An 18,000-nucleotide genomic window follows, 5' to 3' on the forward strand; every position below is an offset into this window, starting at 1 on the left:
TTGGCTCAAAAGTTGCACTTGTGTTTCAATCCCTAATAGGGATTTTAGTTAATTTGAATCTTCTCCGCGCTGCTTGGATTATCACTTATCGCAGTTTCAATCCCTAATAGGGATTTTAGTTAATTTGAATTCCACACAGAAAACGAATCGTTAATGAGTCTCCAGTTTCAATCCCTAATAGGGATTTTAGTTAATTTGAATTTTTGAGAGTCGCGAAGTAATTGTTTGAGAGAGTTGTTTCAATCCCTAATAGGGATTTTAGTTAATTTGAATGCGCGATCGTCACTGAGGTTCTCGGCTTCACTGGCGTTTCAATCCCTAATAGGGATTTTAGTTAATTTGAATTCCCAAGTCTTCCACTGGTCGTTTATGGCACTCATGTTTCAATCCCTAATAGGGATTTTAGTTAATTTGAATTCGTGTAGTGCTGTTGGCAGTTGTGGAAGAACAGGTACAAGGTTTCAATCCCTAATAGGGATTTTAGTTAATTTGAATTCTGGTATTCAATCATCAACAAAGTCTGTAGCAACGTTTCAATCCCTAATAGGGATTTTAGTTAATTTGAATGTGGCGAGGTGAGTGTAAAAGGATTCGATAATGTTTCAATCCCTAATAGGGATTTTAGTTAATTTGAATAAAGGTTCGTGAGGGCTCGTCATGTCGTTGGTCGTGTTTCAATCCCTAATAGGGATTTTAGTTAATTTGAATCAAAACGATAACGGCTAGCTGTTGCATTTTCGCGTTTCAATCCCTAATAGGGATTTTAGTTAATTTGAATTGCTTGCTTACTGCTACCAGCTTCAATCATGCCGTTGTTTCAATCCCTAATAGGGATTTTAGTTAATTTGAATTAAATTTATGCAAATTTTTTCTTCATCTTATATTCAAGTTTCAATCCCTAATAGGGATTTTAGTTAATTTGAATTTCCTAGAGTACTTACCTGATTTTTGAGGGAATTGTTTCAATCCCTAATAGGGATTTTAGTTAATTTGAATTTTCTACTAAAAATGTGTTAGGAATATATTTCAAGTTTCAATCCCTAATAGGGATTTTAGTTAATTTGAATCTTCACCACATTCCAAACACTTAAAATTAACTGGTTTCAATCCCTAATAGGGATTTTAGTTAATTTGAATGCTCGTCCTCTGATTCAGGCTCCCAGGTATATCCGTTTCAATCCCTAATAGGGATTTTAGTTAATTTGAATTTCAATTTTGGTAACTTTCAGTGAAAAAGCCAAACGTTTCAATCCCTAATAGGGATTTTAGTTAATTTGAATCCTTGTTAGCCATCCATGCACCCCCGCTACAGCTGTGTTTCAATCCCTAATAGGGATTTTAGTTAATTTGAATATATCAAAACCTCACATCAACTACACCGTTAACGTTTCAATCCCTAATAGGGATTTTAGTTAATTTGAATCCGATATCATAGTGAGGATCACAAATATAAAGAATAGTTTCAATCCCTAATAGGGATTTTAGTTAATTTGAATGCAACACCTACATTAGAGGTTCTTACGTCACTGTTGTTTCAATCCCTAATAGGGATTTTAGTTAATTTGAATATAAGCATTGACTCGCCATTGGCTGTAGTATGAGTTTCAGTTTCAATCCCTAATAGGGATTTTAGTTAATTTGAATTTGATTAGAAAACCTAGGTACTAATCCTAAATAATACCGTTTCAATCCCTAATAGGGATTTTAGTTAATTTGAATCTTCCTTGCTGATACTGTCCTCCTGGATACCCTAAGTTTCAATCCCTAATAGGGATTTTAGTTAATTTGAATTTGAAAGCTTCAGTAGTATTGTTGTAATAAATACGTAGCTGTTTCAATCCCTAATAGGGATTTTAGTTAATTTGAATCTTGTAGACTGTTGCCCTGGAGCAGTCACCTCCAAGTTTCAATCCCTAATAGGGATTTTAGTTAATTTGAATTCAAGAGACTCAAAAAATTCCGCCGTTGTGCTCTGGTTTCAATCCCTAATAGGGATTTTAGTTAATTTGAATCTGCTGCTTGTGGAAGCGAGCGTGGTAGTGCATTTGTTTCAATCCCTAATAGGGATTTTAGTTAATTTGAATCTTATATTGACAAAGCTATAGGATTGCTGACACTTGCTACGTTTCAATCCCTAATAGGGATTTTAGTTAATTTGAATTCCTAGTGTATACCTGTTTCTTGTGCTGTCATTTTTGTTGTTTCAATCCCTAATAGGGATTTTAGTTAATTTGAATTATCCCTTTTTTTGTGTGTAAGAAGATAGCGATTGCGTTTCAATCCCTAATAGGGATTTTAGTTAATTTGAATTAGTAAGTGTTTGCTGTCAACAACATTTTCTGTTGCTGTTTCAATCCCTAATAGGGATTTTAGTTAATTTGAATTATGCTAGGGAATCAATGCCTTTTGCGTATAGCATGTTTCAATCCCTAATAGGGATTTTAGTTAATTTGAATCTGCTCACATATTCTACGGAGAGGGAGGGATTCGGTTTCAATCCCTAATAGGGATTTTAGTTAATTTGAATTTGAGTCGCACAATAATCTCACCACTACCAGGCTTGTTTCAATCCCTAATAGGGATTTTAGTTAATTTGAATCTATACTAGCATCCACAACCAAAACCCGAATTTTGTTTCAATCCCTAATAGGGATTTTAGTTAATTTGAATTTGCTTCATACAATGCATCGTTGCCAATTTTTTTGTTTCAATCCCTAATAGGGATTTTAGTTAATTTGAATCCTCTGGATATAGTTAATAGCCGCGTGTTAGCGTTGTTTCAATCCCTAATAGGGATTTTAGTTAATTTGAATTAGTACGGTTTTTAAATGGACACAAATTGCAGGCAGTAGGTTTCAATCCCTAATAGGGATTTTAGTTAATTTGAATAGAAACAATATTGCAATTGCGTTAGTTAATGGTGGTTTCAATCCCTAATAGGGATTTTAGTTAATTTGAATATTTTTGTTTTTTTATCGAGTGTAATCCTAGTGTAGTTTCAATCCCTAATAGGGATTTTAGTTAATTTGAATCCGATTTTATATTGGCTGCTATTGCTGAGAGCAAAATCAGGTTTCAATCCCTAATAGGGATTTTAGTTAATTTGAATATAGTAGCTGTAACAATTTCAGTACTAGTTGCGTTGTTTCAATCCCTAATAGGGATTTTAGTTAATTTGAATTTGAATGGTCTAAAGTTCAGCGAGACAGTAATCTCAGTTTCAATCCCTAATAGGGATTTTAGTTAATTTGAATTCTTTTAAAAAATCACGTAGTGTCTGTATTTGAGGGTTTCAATCCCTAATAGGGATTTTAGTTAATTTGAATGCTAACACTTTTAATTCAATGAACTTAAATGCAGCTGTTTCAATCCCTAATAGGGATTTTAGTTAATTTGAATTTTTCGCCTTTTACAGAAGCATAATCTAGCATTCGTAAATCTTTGTTTCAATCCCTAATAGGGATTTTAGTTAATTTGAATCTGGCTGTCGGGAAACCCTAAGCGAAGTTTGCTTGGAGGAAGTTTCAATCCCTAATAGGGATTTTAGTTAATTTGAATTGTAAGTTTGCACAACAGAATATATTTTGTTTCCGTTTCAATCCCTAATAGGGATTTTAGTTAATTTGAATGTGTGGTGGCTTTGTTTGCCATGAATCAAAAGTACTCGCCTGTTTCAATCCCTAATAGGGATTTTAGTTAATTTGAATGTGATTTCACTAATTCCAATTGCACCATTTTTGCTGTTTCAATCCCTAATAGGGATTTTAGTTAATTTGAATAAGTTATTTATTTCCTTTAAGGTTTTATTTGTGAGTTTCAATCCCTAATAGGGATTTTAGTTAATTTGAATTCAATTGAAATCAAAGATTTACGCAGTGAAGATAAGTTTCAATCCCTAATAGGGATTTTAGTTAATTTGAATATTTCACTGGTGCGTCGGCTAATATTTGTCCCTCTGTTTCAATCCCTAATAGGGATTTTAGTTAATTTGAATTCGCCATCAATTTATTACACACAAGGGAATTCAGCCATTTTTTTGTCGCCTCTTCTCCAACACCTACCCATCCGCGCACTCGGCAAAAACCAGTCTGACTGCAAAGCATATCATTAATGAGCTTAGCTGACTTTGGGGCAATGCCTATGGTGGTAAACTACACACACCTCACACCCCAAACCATGACCAACTTAATTGTCGCATCTGACAAATTAATAGTCTTAATCAAATTTAAAGCTTTTCTTTGGTGGCTAACATCTGTAAAATTTTCTCCACATGATCCAAATCGCCAACAATTCGCCGAATCGGGTGAGGCCAAACTTTAACAAGGGTAGGAGTTGCAGAAACCTGATTGATTTCCGCTTGTTCTGGATTAGTTAAAACATCAATGACTTTCAAAGTATAAGGGTGTCCGAGCGATCGCTCTAACAGTTCGTGCAGATTTTGAAGGATGCGTTCGGTAGTTCCACTATGCCCTGCAACAAACAGGCGCAGGACATAGCCTTGTGTTGTTACTTGCTCTTTTGGGGCGGTTATTACTGGTTGATGATATTTTGGTACTGGTTCGGAAAGGTCTAAGCGCACAATTAAATCATGGTCTTCCCAAAGTTGCGGGAATGAGGAACGATAAGTAGTTAACACCATGCGATCGCACAACCCATCTTGCCAGGGAGCGGCTTGCCATACTAGCTCTTTTGTGCCAAAAATGGCGTTAAGCAAGGATTGATGCCTGATTACTGCCGGATAAGCTTCAGCAAAAGTTCGCACTCGTTGGGTACGAGGATCTAACCAGTGGTCAATGGTTGCAGTATAGCAAGGCACTAAAAAATGTGGCGGCTCTGGTAAGTCTAAGATTTCCTGCAAAGCATTACACAAATGTAAATGCCATCGACCTTGCTTGCTAGGGTCGATACAGTAAATCAAATCTCCTCCAGGAGTAAATAGCGCAATGCCCTTGAACAACTGGGGTTTAGATAGATTGTTTGTCGTCAAGTTATTCACGGAGGCTAAGGAACTAAAAGTAAAAAGTAAAAAATTCTGTCTTTTATCTTTTACCTTAGCTATAACCGCAACCAGGAACATAAAATATTTGGGCATTGGGTATGGGGCAAAGGGAAAAATTATTCCCCTACCCTTTACTTTTTAACTTTTTCCCCCTCTTAAAAGTCCCAAGCCCCCAGTCCCCAGTTCCCAGCAGAAAAAAATTGAGTATGGGTGGATTAAGACTGGTTTTTCTTAAAAGTCCCAAGCCCCCAGTCCCCAGTTCCCAGATCCCAGACCCCAGTCCCCAGCCCCCAGTCCCCAATCCGTTAAACTCGACCTCGGAGAAATTGCGCCATTTCGTTAGGAGTTGGTGACATTTCCAAAGCAGTTTCTTCAGTTATGCGCCCATCTTGATAGAGGTTGAGCAGCGATTGATTCATCGTAATCATGCCGTCAAAACTAGCTTGCTTCATCAACTCGGTAATTTCATCATACTTACCGTCTTTGATCCATTCCTTGATTGCCTCAGTGTTAATTAAGACATCGTGGAAAGCAGCCCGCTTACCATCAGTTGTACGGCACAAACCCTGAGCAATCACTGCTACTAAAGACTCGGAAATAGCTACCCGCATTGCATCCTGTTCTTCACCAGAGTAAAGATTCAAAATCCGTTCAATGGTTTTTACAGCGCTATTCGTGTGCAGTGTTCCCATTACCAAGTGACCAGTTTGAGCCGCTTTTAGAGCAGTGTTGACAGTTTCTTTATCCCGCATTTCTCCCACTAGAATCAAATCTGGATCTTCCCGCAAAGCCGCTTTCAAAGCGTTGTCAAATTTCCGGGTGTGCATTCCCACTTCCCGCTGTTTAACTAAGGACTTGCGGCTTTGGTGGACAAATTCTATTGGATCTTCAATGGTGATGATATGCTTAGCCATCTCTTTATTGATGTAGTCAATCATCGCCGCCATTGTTGTAGACTTACCAGAACCAGTCGGCCCAGTGACCAAAATTAAACCTTTATGGTGATGGCAAATATCTCGAAAAACTGGCGGTAAGCGCAACTGTTCCATAGTCAAGATTTTTAGCGGAATCAACCGTAATACCATTGCTGGCCCTTTAAGAGAGCCAAAAACATTGATCCGCACGCGAGCAAAATCGTATTGAGTCGCTCCGTCAAATTCTAGATGTTCTTCAAAGCGCTGAATTTCTGCCTCGGTCATCACCTCGCGCAACCAATTCATCAAAGTCTCTTTATCCGTTTCTGGATAATCCGTTGGTTGAATTTCTCCTCGGTTGCGAAAGCGGGGTACTTCACCTACACCCAGGTGAAGGTCAGAATATCCTTGATCGTAAGCTTCCCTGATTAGCTGTGCTAAAGTAAGTCCCGGACTGCTGTTTTTGGGACGAGATGTAGACATTGGTGGTGGACTACCCGGACGATGAGCTGCAACCGATGTGGAAGCTGGCGGTGGCGGTGGTGCAGAGTTAATAACAGGAGCGTTGGTGCTCCTATCCATTGACATGTCTAATGTTTGTGTAAACTGGCGCTGTGTACTAAACGTTGGTGGTGGTGGCGGTACTGGCGGCAAATTACGGCTAGCAGCATTGGAATTTAGTGGATGCTGTGATTCTGTCATATATCTTAAAATTTGGCTGATAGTAAAGTTGAGTTACAAAGCAGTCACTTTTGTTGATGACTTCTGGAGAATGCTTGTGTGGACGCTCTATGGGCGGTAAAAAGTAATTGGAATTCTAAAGCCACGGTCAGTCTATTTCATTACCCTCCACTAGTATCTTTTTTTATTTAACTGCCACTATCTAGTAGTCTTATAGAAAATATTTCACTTATATAACCTTGTTTAACATACATAAGACCTTAAAAAGCCTCAGTTATTATACTTTAGTAATTAGTATATTTTAGTACTTAATATTTTGTTGTTAACACTTCAACTTGTTAGATGAGAAATTTACCTCAGACAAAAACCAAAAATTGCTAGCAATTAACAGCACAGTCAGCAGCAGATAATTTCTTTAGCCTATCTGTGAATTATGAGAAGTCTTCCTCTTAGTTATAAGAAATGTTAAGTTGGACAGAAGTAAAGTCCTGAAGATAAGCATTGAAAGCTGATGTATTTTAGCTTCTATTCCTCAAGACAGATGCTTAAAACTAGCTTCTTAAATATATGTGGACTTGAGTTTACATTCATAATTACGAAAGATTAACTGTAAACTTTAGTAAATAAATGCTCATTTTCTCTATTGGTTTTTATATACTAAATTTCACTTGAAGAAGTTCAGTTTGCTCGTAAAAAGCGAGATTTTACTGAAATTACATTTGCTGTGTATTTTTGGGAGGAAAAGTCATGGTTTCGGCTCAAAGCTCTAATCTAGGAAAGACCTACTCCTTATTAAAGGTCAAAAGCTTTTTGATCTGGACTTTCACGTTGGCAGTATGCTTGTTGGTTGTCGGTTTCCCCTTAGTTGTGTTGATGGCTACGGTCGGATGTCTGTTGTCGATTGTTCTACAATCTGTGATGCCTGTTAGTGCTGTTTTGCTCGTAGCAGGTGGTTTAATAATGTTTAATGTCATGGCGGTTGTCTTTGCTGCGGGTGTGCTAACTCTTAAGGGTGTTCATCCTAGCGAAATCAAATGGTTAAGCTGGCTTCATGGAGAGGCAGACCAAATGCAGACTACTGTTTATGCCGCTTGTCCTTTAACTTGTGATATCAAAATGTAGTTATCACTGCTAAATTCGATAAACAGTGCATCTGCCCGGTTAAGCCGGGTTTTTTCATGCTTATTTGTTATTTGTCATTTATCATTTGTCCTCTCTTTAAAAGTTTCTTGCGGAGGGAAACCCTCCCGCAGAACTTTTCGTTTGTTAAAAACCAATGCTCCATGCCCGATTTTCAAGGTTTTCTGTAGGGTAGGCATTATCATTAATATCTTAAATGTCTATATTAGCCTTTTGTGAACAATGCCCAGCTTACAATTTATTGTTTAATCATTTGAAAAGCGCTGTAAATCTGAGTTTTTTAATTACAAATTACGTTAGTGTACCTCTACAAGGAAGCAAGTTACACACAGCGTCTTTTAGAAAAGCAGGGCGTAACTCATTACAAATTGGAAAATGTTGTGATCTAAACACGTGTTGCATCCAAACCAGAACTGCTATATTGGCTCTTGACTAATAGTTAAAATAACTAATTACTAATGACTAATGACTAACCAAAAACGAGTTTGCATTATCTTGGGTACTCGTCCAGAAGCAATTAAACTAGCTCCAGTGATTCAAGTCTTTCAAAAGTCCACAGACTTTGAGTTGCAAGTAATTTTAACTGGACAGCATCGAGAGATGGTTGAGCAAGTCATGCAATTGTTCAATATAAAGGCAGATCATGATTTGGAGATCATGCAGGCTCAGCAATCCTTAAGTGATATTACCTGCCGTAGCTTGCGAGGTTTAGAAGTATTATTTCAGGAAAAAAAGCCAGATCTGGTGCTGGTGCAGGGAGATACGACTACTGCTTTTGCCGCAACTTTAGCAGCTTTTTATCAAAAAATCCCTGTAGGTCACGTAGAAGCAGGGTTAAGAACTGATAATATTTTTAATCCTTACCCAGAAGAAGCTAATCGGCGGTTAATTTCTCAACTCACTCAGTTGCACTTTGCACCAACTTCTTTGGCTGTGGAAAACTTGCAACGTTCTGGTGTTTTGGGTGAAATTCACCTAACAGGTAACACGGTGATTGATGCGCTGTTAAATGTGGCTGCAACCCAACCAGCCTGCAATATACCAGGCTTAAACTGGGACTCCTATCGTGTTTTGCTAGCAACAGTACATCGTCGAGAGAATTGGGGAGAACCATTACAAGCGATCGCTCAAGGGTTTTTACAGATTTTAGATAAGTTTCCCGATACAGCATTGCTTTTACCATTGCATCGTAACCCGACAGTGCGTGAACCTTTGCAGGCGCTTTTAGGAAATCATCCCCGGATTTTCTTGACAGAACCTTTAGACTATGGAGAACTAGTAGGGGCGATTGGGCGATCGCATCTTTTGCTCACTGACTCTGGTGGATTGCAGGAAGAAGCACCCAGTCTGGGAAAACCAGTATTAGTTCTCAGAGACACCACAGAAAGACCAGAGGCAGTTGTAGCAGGTACAGCTAAACTTATAGGAACTACGAGTGAGAAAATTTTTGCTCTTACTAGTGAGTTACTCAGTAACCCAGCGGCTTATGAAGCAATGGCAAATGCAATTAATCCCTTTGGTGATGGTCATGCAGCGGAGTACATTTTGGAAATTGTGCAAAATTACTTAACTTATTAAAGCTTGACTAGAAAATATTATTTTAGGTAATAATTATCTGTCATTTGAGTTAGGCGATCGTGTAAAGCTAATCAGAGGTAAAAGCTAGTTTTTAATCTTGACAGGAATCTCAACCAGAAACTCTGCCCCTTGCCCTGGAATAGAAATACAGCTAATTTTTCCGCCATGTTTTTCGACTATAATCTGATGGCTAATTGATAAACCTATTCCAGTGCCTTTACCTATAGGTTTAGTAGTAAAGAAGGGGTCAAATAACCTAGAACGCGCTTCCTCATTGATTCCACAACCATTATCGGCAATGCTTATTGCTATCCATTTGTTATCAAGTGCCTTTGTGCAAATATGGATTTTCGGTAATGGATAGTTATATTTTTCTTCTATACTACCTATAACCCGTGACTCATTAATGTTTTGTAATGCATCAATGGCATTGGCAATAATATTCATAAAAACTTGATTGAGTTGACTGGGATAACATTCTATTAAAGATAATTGACCATATTCTTTAATAACTTTAATTTCTGGATATCCTTGTCTAGCTTGCATACAGTGTTCCAGAATCATTAAAGTACTATCAATACCTTCGTGAATATCGATGTTTTTAACTTCTGCTTCATCTAAACGAGAAAAATTTCGCAGTGACTTAACGATCTCGCTAATTCGTTTCGTTCCCACTGTCATGGAATTGATAATTTTAGTTAGGTCTTCAGCTAGAAAACTTAGTTCAGTTTCTTTGATTAATTCTTGAATCTCCTTTGGTGGATTTGGATAACAATCTTGATAGCTTTGGATTAAATTTAGTAAAATTTCTGTATATTGTTTAGCATAAATGAGATTACCATGAATAAAATTAACAGGATTGTTAATTTCATGAGCAATACCAGCAACTAGTTGTCCTAAACTAGACATTTTTTCAGTATGAACTAGCTGGATTTGAGTTGTCTGAAGTTTATCTAAAGTTTTTTGAAGGTGGGCGTTTGTTTGTTCAAGGCGATCGGATTGATTGATGGTAGATTGCTCAGAAACATCCAATAGCTGAGTGAGTGTTGCAATTTTTGAGTTGAGATACTGAAAGTTATCATCCTTATTTGTTGCAGTTGAAATTTCATTACTCACAACAAATTGACTTTGCTCAATAAAAATTTTCTCATCCTCAAAAGGTAGGATTGCCATTTTTACATTTAATGCTAACGGCCGTAACAAATCGACAGTTATCCGAGGAATTACTACTCTCAAAAACATGAGAACTACAAACATATTTCCTGATGGCAATAATCCTCCAAATCCAACCACAGACTTGATATTAAATGGAATTACAAACGATGTTTGTGAAGGGATGTAGGGGCTACCCAAGGCATCGGGAATATAAAAGACGTTATACATCCGCTGTTCTAAATCAGTTAATAAATTGGAGTCTGGTTGCACTATAGTGCCGAGATTTAACCCTAGCTGTTGGATAAGTTGAAAAATCATTGGTATGCGGGCGATCGCCTCTTCATTTGCTAGGGGAATTGCTTTGTGTCCCCCAGATTTATACCGCGAGTTCCATTCTGATTGTTCCCCAGCCGTTGCTAATAAGGTCAAGCACTTGAGACTATCATCTGGTAGATGATTACCTAACAGATCTTGTGTACACTCTTGCAATTCTGATGTTAGTTCGCCGTAAGAGTGAGTTTTGAAAAAACGGATAAGTACGCAGGAATTTTTACCAGATTGCTTCTCAATTAAATTTTCATAAAGATATTGGATAATATAATTGCTAGCCTCCTCCATACTGTTAGCTTTATTGCCTAAATGACGTAGAGCTAAACCGCATTCTGACATATCTCTTAAAGTAAATTTTTGCAAGTCATACATAATAGACATCTCCTAAATATGTCTTAAAGGGATTATGACGAAGTACTAGCTTAAGCAAGGACACGTAATTATCAAAACCCCTAATTTAAAATTATTTCCGCATAAAACAGTTATATTCTATACAAGATTGAATTAGGGAAATTGAGGAGAAAGCCTTACCAAAGCTTCTTGAAACTGATATGCAATATAAATATTAAGTAATACGACAATTCTGAAAGTAATATATTATGCTGTTAATTTCAGTAATTATGCTGCTAAAGTTATTAGTCTTTTTTAATTTGGCTCCAAAACAAGAACTAGTGATGCTGGATACCATACTTATTCAGCTAGTTTCAAATTTGCAACACGCCTCTTGGCTAATACTCAGAAAACAGATTTTGCAAGAGCTATTTGGCTGATTAGACTTACTTTAATCAAAAGCGATCGCGCCAACAAAAAAGCTCATGATTAGCATATTAGAGCAATGCTATCATGAGCTATAAAAACACCTACTTACTTAAGAAATTTAGGATTTACTAGTAGTTACTGCCTCGTTTAAGACTAACTCTGGTTGTGGTGTTTGCTCCTCTTCTTCTGGCAAGCCGTAAATTGATCTATACAGCTTCACATACTGCTTAGCAGACTGATACCAACTAAAGTCTTGGCTCATACCGCGTTTTTGTAATTCTTGCCACTGGGGTTTGAAACGGAAGCCTTCCCAAGCCCGGATCATGCAGGTAAAGAGGTCTAGGGGTTCATAGCGGTCAAAGCAATAACCTGTGCCTACTTCATTTACGGGGTCGTAGTGCGATACGGTGTCAACTAATCCGCCTGTACGCCGAACAATGGGTACTGAACCGTAACGCAAAGCCATCATTTGGCTAATACCGCAGGGTTCAAAACGGCTAGGCATTAAGAAGGCATCAGTACCAGCATAAATCCGGCGAGACAGGGCATCGTTATACAGTAGGTAAGTTGCCATGCGTCCGGGAAAGCGGGATGCTAATTGCCACATTTGGCTTTCGTAGTAGCGATCGCCTGTTCCCAACAGCACAAACTGTGCATCTGTATAAGCCATGAAGCGATCAAGGATTTGCAATATTAAATCAATGCCTTTTTGTTCGACTAATCGCGTCACAATCCCAATTAAAAAGGCATTGGAATTAACTTCTAACCCCACTTCTTCTTGTAAAGAAATTTTATTCGCTTTGCGTTTATCCAGAGTCTCAGCAGTGAATGTTTGGGCAATGTATTTGTCATTTTCTGGATTATAAACTTCGGTATCTATGCCGTTAATAATCCCAGATAACTTACCGCTAATAAAAGACAGCAAACCTTCTAATGTTTCACCATAAGTAGGTGTTTTAATTTGCTCAGCATAAGTTGGAGAAACTGTATTTACCTTATTGGCATATTGCACCGCAGCTGCCATTGTGTTGTGCCCTTGCATGTACCAAGGACACCAGGTAATTTTCTCCAAATACCAACGCCACGGGCCTTGATAAGCCAGGTTGTGAATGGTAAACACAGTGGTGATATCAGGATCTTGATGCATCCACACAGGAATCATTCCCGTGTGCCAATCGTGGCAATGGATAATTTCCGGTTTCCAATGATTCCAGGCAAATTCAGCTGCACCATTGGCAAAAAAGGTGAACCGCCAGTCTTCATCTTCTCCAGAGTAAATGCGGCGGGGCATGAAGACGGGATGTCCAAATAAGTACAAAGGAACATCAGTACCAGGCAAAACGGCTTCATAGACAGCAAAGTCCTGGAACATGGCAGATCCGCGCCACACAGGTTCTTTGGGAATTTCCATTTTGTCTGGCAGGAAGCCGTAGTAAGGCAAGAATATCCGCACATCATGCCCCATTTCTCTCAAGAATTTGGGCAATGCCCCAACAACATCGCCCATTCCTCCTACTTTCGCAATGGGTGCTGCTTCTGCTGCAACAAATAGAATCCGCATGGTAATTTTTGCTTCCCCGGTTATGCCTATACAGTTATCAGTTATCAGTTATCAGTTCTTCACTGTTTACTGGCTACTGATACTGTTCACTAATTACTTACTTATCTAACCACATCACCTCACCCAATAGCCTAGGAACCCCGCTGAATCACAGCAAAGATTTCTGTCAAAATTTCTTCTGCTCCCTTTTGCCGTAACAGGTGCGCTAGTTCTGTGCCTACTGCTTCGGCATTACTGGCTTCTCCAGCGACGGTATCTTTTACCATCTTTTGACCATCAACACTGGCAACTATACCCGTTAAGGTTAATTTATTACCAATAATTTCTGTATTTACACCAATAGGTACTTGACAACCGCCTTCCAGATCGCGCAAGAATGCTCGTTCAGCGAGACAGCGATCGCGTGTTTGGGGATGTTCGATCGCTTTGAGTAAGGATAGCAATTCACTATCATCAGCACGGCATTCTATACCTAGAGCACCTTGCCCAACGGCGTGGAGGGAGATTTCTTTGGGTATAATTTGATGAACGCGATCGCCCATTCCCAATCGCTCTAACCCTGCTGCTGCCAAAATCAAAGCGTCGTACTCACCTGCATCCAGTTTTGCCAACCGTGTATTTAAGTTTCCCCGCACATCTTTAAAGGTAAAGTGGGGGAAATGGTGGCGTAACTGTGCTAACCGCCGCAGAGAAGATGTCCCGATTACCGCACCCTCTGGTAAAGTATCGATTTGTTTATCTTTATGTTTTTCATGGACAACTAGCGCATCTGCTGGGTTTTCCCGCTCTGTGATTGCTGCTAGTGTTAACTCTGCTGGTAAGTTAGTCGGCAGATCCTTTAAAGAATGAACTGCAAAGTCAATCTCTTTGTTGAGCATCCCCAGTTCAAGTTCTTTAGTAAATAGTCCTTTATCGCCAATTTTGGCTAATGCTACATCCAAGATTTTGTCGCCTTGGGTAGACATTGTGTGGACTTCAAAAGTGATATCGGGAAAACTTTTCTGGAGTTGCTCTTGTACCCAATATGTTTGAACAAGAGCAAGTTGGCTTTTGCGTGAACCAATACGAATAGTGCGTGTGGGGCTAGCAACAACTGAAGTCATAAAAAATTATGTCAAACCAGGCGATAAATTCACTCTCATCTAGACTACCGTAGTGAGTGACTCATCTGATTGCCTTTGCCCAATTATGGTAAAGTTTATTTTTGTTTTTCTTTACATACTTTTACATTCTTTCTTGTTACTCAACATAGATGCGATTCATCGCGTCTCTAATTTTGACTCTTGTGTAGACGCGATGACTTGCGTCTCTACTCATTAGCTATAGGTCTGGTTTGAGATCCTCCTGTAATTTTTGGGTGCGCTGTTTTGTGGTCTTTTTCAAGCAAGTAAAATAGATAGTAAGAATAATACTTACACCTTCGTATCTACTTTTTTCAAACTCACAATTAGAAAAAGGTAAGCGCGATAACTTCACTTTAGAAGGTGCTATCAAGGTACTCGCTCGAATTGGGGAAAATGGCTAATAACCCTATAGAACTTAGAAAAAAGAAGTACTTTAAGCTAAGTTCACAAATCGCTCAGTTGGATAATGCACAATTGCGCTCTCTGTTTGACAATAGCGAGTTGAATGAGTCGAGTACGGGTTGGGGGATGAATCACGCCATCTTCCTTGGGGAATCCCAAGTCTTTGTGAAACGTGTTCCGGTTACAAACATCGAGTTTGACAACCTGTTCTCCACCAGAAACCTCTATAATCTGCCGACTTACTGCAACTACGGTTTCGGTTCCACTGGTTTTGGGGTCTTCCGTGAACTCGTGACCCATATTAAGACTACAAACTGGGTATTGGAGGGGACGATCGCCACCTTCCCACTGATGTACCATTATCGGATTATTCCATTCTCTGGGCGGCGTGCGGATGTGGATAGGTCGCGTCTAAAAAGTTATGTAGAGTACTGGGGCAATAGTGCAAACGCCGGGAATTATGCGTTAGATAGAGCGATCGCTAACTATGAGTTGGTTCTGTTTCTAGAGTACATCCCAGATGTTTTGGAAACATGGCTGCGGAAAAACCCCAACAAACTCCAGAAACCTCTCAATGACTTACGCACGACAATTGACTTTTTGAGGACGAAGGGAATCATTCACTTCGACGCGCATTTTTGTAACATCCTCACCGACGGCGAGCTGATATATTTGACCGATTTTGGGTTGGTACTTGATAAGAGTTTTACTTTGACGAAAGGTGAAAAGTCTTTCTTTGAGCAGCACATCTTTTACGACTACGGAGAAGTTCTGCGGAATCTTGGTCACTTGGTTCAATTTTCGTATGATTCATGTTCAGAGAACAATAAACGCAGAATAATGGAAAAATATGGCATTAAAGAAGGCTTAAAGCCTTACGAAGTGCGATCAATGTTACTCGACAACATCAAGCAGATCCATGCTGAAAAAGACATGAAGTTAGATGATTTCTATGTTGCCAGCATCGTCAAATATCGCAGCATCATTGCGCTGATGCAAGACTTTTTTTCTAATATGTGGGGAAACAACAACAAGGATACGAAACTTGATCATGCAAAACTACAATTGCTGCTCAAAGAGACGGGATTTATTTCTGACGAGGCGGACTGAAAATCCTTCCAGGTTTAAAGTTGAAAAATCATGTTGTTAAGTTATTAAGGATAACTAACTATTGTGTGTGAGTGGAGCATTCGCGATCACACTTTCTACGCCCACCACTAATGTTGAGCAATGCTCGCCTCAGTTAAATTAATCATAAACTTCCTCGCTCCTTCGATTCTCTTGATTGTTCAAGTCGTCGATTTTGCCAACGGCTCCACCAGTGCCCGCACCCGTGCTACATCGCCTACATGAACTAAGGGCGTTCCATGAGCTGGCACGATCGCCGGATTATCCTCCAACGCATCTAGCACGGTCTGAGCTACAGCCTGTATATCCGAGCAAAACACTTTTGAGTACACTCGATTGACCTTGAGTCCGGGCGCGCTCCCCGTTAGCCAAAACAATAGCTTAGTCCAGGAGTTTGGTAACGATGCCCAATTAATCACTAACTCGTCGAGATACACAACGGGTCGTTCACCTTGTCGAGCGATCGCAATGGTTCCTCCTTTTTTCGTACTAGGAACTTCTCGAAATTCCAGATGCGGCGCGGAAAGTTTGGACAACGGCATGAAAGGTTATCCAATTGGCTTGAGTTGAGCTAATGCAGTGGTTGGAGCATAGGGGATTGCCTGGGGATAGCGGGTTTGCCACTTTGTCTGACCCAAATCATGTCCTGAGTGCGGAGCAATCAGCGCTGTCACTTGTCCCATTGTGTCGATCACAGCAAAATCTGCTTCCGATAGCCCAATCGGGGGACTGACGATCGCCAAAGCATTTTGATTAAGCAAAAGCGCGATCGCATTTGCTTTGTAACCATTTGCAACATACTCGTAAACCCAGACGTTGCTGCCTTCAATCACTTCTTGCCAAACCATGATATTCCTCCAATGGTTTGAAAAATCAGTAGGTGGCTGACGTTTATATTTCTTACTCAGTTCACTAAACCAAGATAATTCATCAGCTTGCATTACAAGGCTGGGATAGTTGTCTTTTGCTCAATCTGATCCCCGCCACATTGCTAGCTTACCGTTTTGGGATGCTGGTTGATCAATTTGGCATTCTGTGGATGATTTGCAATCAAAGTACCGGATGACTGAACTGAGATAAAGCAATGGCGATAAACAAAGCAAACCTGTCGTCAGATGGAAGTTGAAGTTTGCCAGGAATGTTAAGAATAATTTGGTATTTTATAAATCTAAGCTTAGTTTTCATATTTTATGAACCGTTCCGCCTGCCTTATCTTCAATCCAGTTGCGGGTCAAGGTGATCCAGAAGTAGAACTGGCACAGATTCGGGAAATATTAGAGCCAGAAATTGACCTGGATATTTATCTGACAACAGAAGAAATCGACGCTGACGCACTGGCCCATGCAGCAGTAGAACGGGGGGTAGATGCAATCATTGCTTCCGGGGGAGATGGCACGCTGTCAGCCGCCGCCACCGCTGTAGTGGGTACAGAAATTCCATTTGGGATTATTTCCCGTGGAACAGCAAACGCTTTTGCCACAGCTTTAGGAATCCCTGACACGATCGCAGGTGCATGTCAAACAATTTTGCAAGGAGGTACTTGCAGTGTAGACGTAGCCTATTGCAATGATCAGCCAATGGTGCTACTTGCAGGTATTGGCTTTGAGGCTGAAACTGTAGAACTGGCAGATCGGGAAGCAAAAAATCGCTTTGGAATGATGGCGTACGTCCTAGCAGGAATTCAGCAATTAAGAAACTTAAAAACCTTTGATGTTGAAATTGAAACTGAAGACAAGATAATTAAAACTAGCGCTGTGGCAGTAACAGTAGCAAATGCCGCACCGCCAACTTCAGTCTTAGCTCAGGGGCCAGCAGGTCTGGTTTATGATGATGGGTTATTAGATTTGACGATCGTAGCTCCAACTAGCAAAGCCGGAGCGATAGCCGCGACATTCCATCTATTTCAAACAGCCTCTACAGGTAACGCCGCAGAGCGAGATGACATTGGCTTCCTGCGAGCCAAGCAATTTAAAATTACAACAGACCCACCACAAAAGGTTGTCTTGGATGGTGAAATCGCAGGCACAACTCCGATAGAAATTAAATGCGTACCAGCCGGCTTGAAGATTTTTGTGCCATTAGTAGAAGAAATAGAGCCGACAGAAAAACTCAATGGACTCCCTAACTTGACTGTTGAGATGAAAGAGCCAGAAGAGGAGTGAAGAGGAGTGGGGGGAAGCAGGGGACGAGAATAATTAATGACTGTTAACTGTTGACTGTTGACTGTTG

Annotated in this window: 12 protein-coding genes and 1 CRISPR repeat array; of the genes, 4 read left to right on the forward strand and 8 right to left on the reverse strand. The window is 39.7% G+C overall.

The window, feature by feature from the left end; all coding sequences use genetic code 11:
• Window positions 1-22 precede the first annotated feature (22 nt).
• Window positions 23-3,994: a CRISPR direct-repeat array (repeat unit 37 nt; unit sequence GTTTCAATCCCTAATAGGGATTTTAGTTAATTTGAAT).
• A gap of 231 nt (window positions 3,995-4,225) precedes the next feature.
• The gene (locus FNW02_RS16410; RefSeq protein WP_191758578.1) at window positions 4,226-4,996 is read right to left on the reverse strand and encodes a circadian clock KaiB family protein; all 771 of its coding nucleotides are present in this window, start codon (window positions 4,994-4,996) and stop codon (window positions 4,226-4,228) included.
• Between the two features lie 308 nt (window positions 4,997-5,304).
• On the reverse strand, window positions 5,305-6,615 hold the full coding sequence (locus FNW02_RS16415; protein ID WP_191758579.1) for a type IV pilus twitching motility protein PilT: 1,311 nt from the start codon (window positions 6,613-6,615) through the stop codon (window positions 5,305-5,307).
• Window positions 6,616-7,341: 726 nt separating this feature from the next.
• Here FNW02_RS16415 and FNW02_RS16420 point away from each other — a divergent pair.
• Both FNW02_RS16420 and wecB read left to right on the forward strand, forming a co-directional pair.
• The gene (locus FNW02_RS16420; RefSeq protein WP_191758580.1) at window positions 7,342-7,716 is read left to right on the forward strand and encodes a hypothetical protein; all 375 of its coding nucleotides are present in this window, start codon (window positions 7,342-7,344) and stop codon (window positions 7,714-7,716) included.
• A 483-nt stretch (window positions 7,717-8,199) separates the two neighbouring features.
• Window positions 8,200-9,312, forward strand: coding sequence for a non-hydrolyzing UDP-N-acetylglucosamine 2-epimerase (gene wecB, locus FNW02_RS16425; protein ID WP_191758581.1), 1,113 nt, complete (start codon window positions 8,200-8,202; stop codon window positions 9,310-9,312).
• A gap of 84 nt (window positions 9,313-9,396) precedes the next feature.
• Here the strand turns inward: wecB and FNW02_RS16430 are convergent, their stop codons facing one another.
• The 4 genes from FNW02_RS16430 to FNW02_RS38705 all read right to left on the reverse strand — a co-directional run bounded on the left by FNW02_RS16430 (window position 9,397) and on the right by FNW02_RS38705 (window position 14,943).
• The gene (locus tag FNW02_RS16430; RefSeq protein WP_191758582.1) at window positions 9,397-11,169 is read right to left on the reverse strand and encodes a sensor histidine kinase; all 1,773 of its coding nucleotides are present in this window, start codon (window positions 11,167-11,169) and stop codon (window positions 9,397-9,399) included.
• A 505-nt stretch (window positions 11,170-11,674) separates the two neighbouring features.
• Complete coding sequence (gene glgA, locus FNW02_RS16435; protein ID WP_191758583.1) at window positions 11,675-13,117, reverse strand: glycogen synthase GlgA; 1,443 nt, start codon at window positions 13,115-13,117, stop codon at window positions 11,675-11,677.
• 131 nt (window positions 13,118-13,248) lie between these two features.
• Window positions 13,249-14,220, reverse strand: coding sequence for a hydroxymethylbilane synthase (gene hemC / locus FNW02_RS16440; protein ID WP_191758584.1), 972 nt, complete (start codon window positions 14,218-14,220; stop codon window positions 13,249-13,251).
• A gap of 465 nt (window positions 14,221-14,685) precedes the next feature.
• The gene (locus FNW02_RS38705; RefSeq protein ID WP_225225693.1) at window positions 14,686-14,943 is read right to left on the reverse strand and encodes a hypothetical protein; all 258 of its coding nucleotides are present in this window, start codon (window positions 14,941-14,943) and stop codon (window positions 14,686-14,688) included.
• On the opposite strand from FNW02_RS38705, the gene FNW02_RS16445 reads away from it, so the two are divergent.
• Window positions 14,935-15,753 (forward strand): protein kinase family protein, encoded by an 819-nt coding sequence (locus tag FNW02_RS16445; RefSeq protein WP_225225694.1) that lies wholly within the window; start codon window positions 14,935-14,937, stop codon window positions 15,751-15,753. The genes FNW02_RS38705 and FNW02_RS16445 overlap by 9 nt on opposite strands.
• A 179-nt stretch (window positions 15,754-15,932) precedes the next feature.
• Here FNW02_RS16445 and FNW02_RS16450 read toward each other — a convergent pair whose 3' ends face one another.
• Together FNW02_RS16450 and FNW02_RS16455 are read right to left on the reverse strand one after the other, a co-directional pair.
• Window positions 15,933-16,313, reverse strand: a complete 381-nt coding sequence (locus FNW02_RS16450; protein WP_191758586.1) for a hypothetical protein — start codon at window positions 16,311-16,313, stop codon at window positions 15,933-15,935.
• A 6-nt stretch (window positions 16,314-16,319) separates the two neighbouring features.
• Complete coding sequence (locus FNW02_RS16455; protein WP_191758587.1) at window positions 16,320-16,619, reverse strand: hypothetical protein; 300 nt, start codon at window positions 16,617-16,619, stop codon at window positions 16,320-16,322.
• A 342-nt stretch (window positions 16,620-16,961) separates the two neighbouring features.
• On the opposite strand from FNW02_RS16455, the gene FNW02_RS16460 reads away from it, so the two are divergent.
• Window positions 16,962-17,933 carry a YegS/Rv2252/BmrU family lipid kinase gene (locus tag FNW02_RS16460; protein ID WP_191758588.1) on the forward strand — a complete coding sequence of 324 codons (972 nt, stop codon included), beginning with the start codon at window positions 16,962-16,964 and terminating at the stop codon, window positions 17,931-17,933.
• Window positions 17,934-18,000 lie beyond the last annotated feature (67 nt).

This window comes from Komarekiella delphini-convector SJRDD-AB1, from assembly GCF_014831675.1.
GTDB lineage: Bacteria > Cyanobacteriota > Cyanobacteriia > Cyanobacteriales > Nostocaceae > Komarekiella.